The sequence below is a fragment of the Alteromonas sp. BZK5 genome (assembly GCF_014349115.1).
GTDB lineage: Bacteria > Pseudomonadota > Gammaproteobacteria > Enterobacterales > Alteromonadaceae > Alteromonas > Alteromonas macleodii.
The window spans coordinates 1-2,038 of sequence record NZ_JACSOE010000222.1; the positions used below are offsets into that span (position 1 = coordinate 1).

The following is a 2,038-nucleotide window of genomic DNA, read 5'->3' on the forward strand; positions in this document are numbered from 1 at the left end:
GATAAACTTCCTGAGGCGTGTATTTTCTGCGTTTCCCTTTGGATATGTCCTCAACAAGCTGGCTGGGTACACTGTTAATTAATTGAGAAAGCGTGCGCCAATCTTCAATTTGAAGTGCTGTGGCCGCTTGTTGGCAGGCTTTCTTACTTGGATCCTGTTTACAAGCTAAAGCGAGCCCCCTCAAAAGTGCATACTTAGGGCCTCCAGGGCACGTGTTTTCATATTTACAGAGGTCCTTGCAGCTTCCCCCTAATATTGTTGTGGTATAGCAAGCCCTGTCATTTTGAGACATCGCCTGTATTAGTAGTGCATTTAACTGTCGCCCTTGCTCCTCGATGCCCTCCTTTAAGGCAGACTTGGGTTTTAACTTGTAGTTTCTCCAATATTGTTCAGCTGATATGGGCATACCAACACAAAATAAATTGGTGTGATCGTTGATGACTCCGGCCTGTTCAAACGGGATGGAGATTGAGATTTCATCTTCGTTAAGAATTTTCCTGATTTCAGTCGGATGTTCAGAAAAATGTTTCAGTTGTTCTGGGGTGGCGACTTCCGCAGTTCTCACCGCAACGCATTTACAGTAGGCATCCAGGTTATCTCTTCCATCTTTGCATTTTGAGTAGAGCGCGAGGGTATCCTCATTAACACCTGCTGCGCAAAATGAAGAAAATGTGAGCGTTACCACAAAAAGCAAAATGAGTCTGTTCATCTGATATCCTTGTCAAGACTGGCTAAGATAACAAGTTAACCTGTTGTAGTTTTTTTGTACAGTTAATGCTGTTGAATACCCGCTGCTGCAAAAGACCTGCTTAACCTAGATACGAAGTTGTAAGATTTGAAACCTTCATCCCTCGCGTAATGCCTACGCTGTAAACACCCTAAACCAATGCCTAGTGCCTTTAAATTAAGCCGATGGTAAGCGACGTTTTCCATGTGGTGCGTGACCTTTTCAAGAACATGTCACACAAAATTTAGAAAATGTTTATTTAAAGTTTACTTCTGGATAAAACCTTATTATCTTAAAGCCGTTCAATAAGTGAACAGTTACAGTCTCATCCACACTGTTGATACTGCCAAAACTATAAATTTATAATGCACCCGTGAAGTAATCGTGCCCCCCCTTTCCTTGCGCTGATTACTTCAATCATCATTGTTAGGTGAAGGGTTTTAATAAAAAAGGAAAGGTACTCATGTCTTATAAAATTCTAATCATCTTACCCATCATTATGCTTACTGCGTGTCAAAACTTACATCCTCTTCCTGTTGATGAGGTTGATATCGAAAATGAGTTAGAAAAAGACGATGACGGGAAGAAAGTTGGGTTAACGGACGCTTTAAAAGTCGTAGATGCGATCGATAATATGAAGACGTATTCCCGATGGTATTTCAAAAAAGCCAATGATTTACGCGAATATGCTTATAATGCTGATGATAGGTCTCTGGGGTTCGCAATGGCTGGTTTAGTTGCTGGGGTGACAAAATCACCAGAGGGTGCTGCTGCAGGCGCTTTATTATCGTCAGTTGTGGGTATGCCGGTGGACCGCTATCAGCTTGGTGTTCAAGCAGCTAATTACGAGAAAGCTTCAGATGTTATGCACTGTATGTATCGTATACTGAGCCCAAACCTAAAAGGGAACCTGCCCGATGTGCGTTTTCTTAATGATAAAATATATGAAGTGAGACGAAAGCTTAGAAAGGCACAAGCATCGGTAACACTTGTTTCTCCTGACCTCAGTGAATTAGAAGAGCATATGAAAGAAATCGTGAACAAAGAAAAAGAGATAACGGAAAACGAAGAGGCAATAGCAAAAGCAAAGATTGCTAAATCCAATACCAGTCAATTAGAGGCAGAGCACGATGCGTTAGAACGTGAGCGGTTTGAAGAGGAAGTTGGTGCTTGTGTCGCTCAAATGTGAGCGAGAACATGTGAATTGTAGTGGCTCATATCTTATAAATAGTACGTTACATGTAACTACAGCTAAATTACTGTTTTACATGGTTTTATTTGTAGTTACACTTTTGAAGATTATTGACCACT

General features: G+C 41.2%; 2 protein-coding genes. One reads left to right on the forward strand and one right to left on the reverse strand.

The features are described 5' to 3' along the window. Nucleotides 1-709, reverse strand: a 709-nt coding sequence (locus BIZ39_RS21460) for a hypothetical protein (RefSeq protein WP_187448061.1), incomplete at its 3' end; no start/stop codon positions are given. Between the two features lie 481 nt (nt 710-1,190). On the opposite strand from BIZ39_RS21460, the gene BIZ39_RS21465 reads away from it, so the two are divergent. Continuing rightward, nucleotides 1,191-1,916, forward strand: coding sequence for a hypothetical protein (locus BIZ39_RS21465; RefSeq protein WP_187448062.1), 726 nt, complete (start codon nt 1,191-1,193; stop codon nt 1,914-1,916). Nucleotides 1,917-2,038: the final 122 nt, after the last annotated feature.

Excerpts from the sequence above, each read along its gene's own strand:
- BIZ39_RS21465 (WP_187448062.1), top strand. The coding sequence starts at position 1,191 with ATGTCTTATAAAATTCTAATCATCTTACCCATCATTATGCTTACTGCG.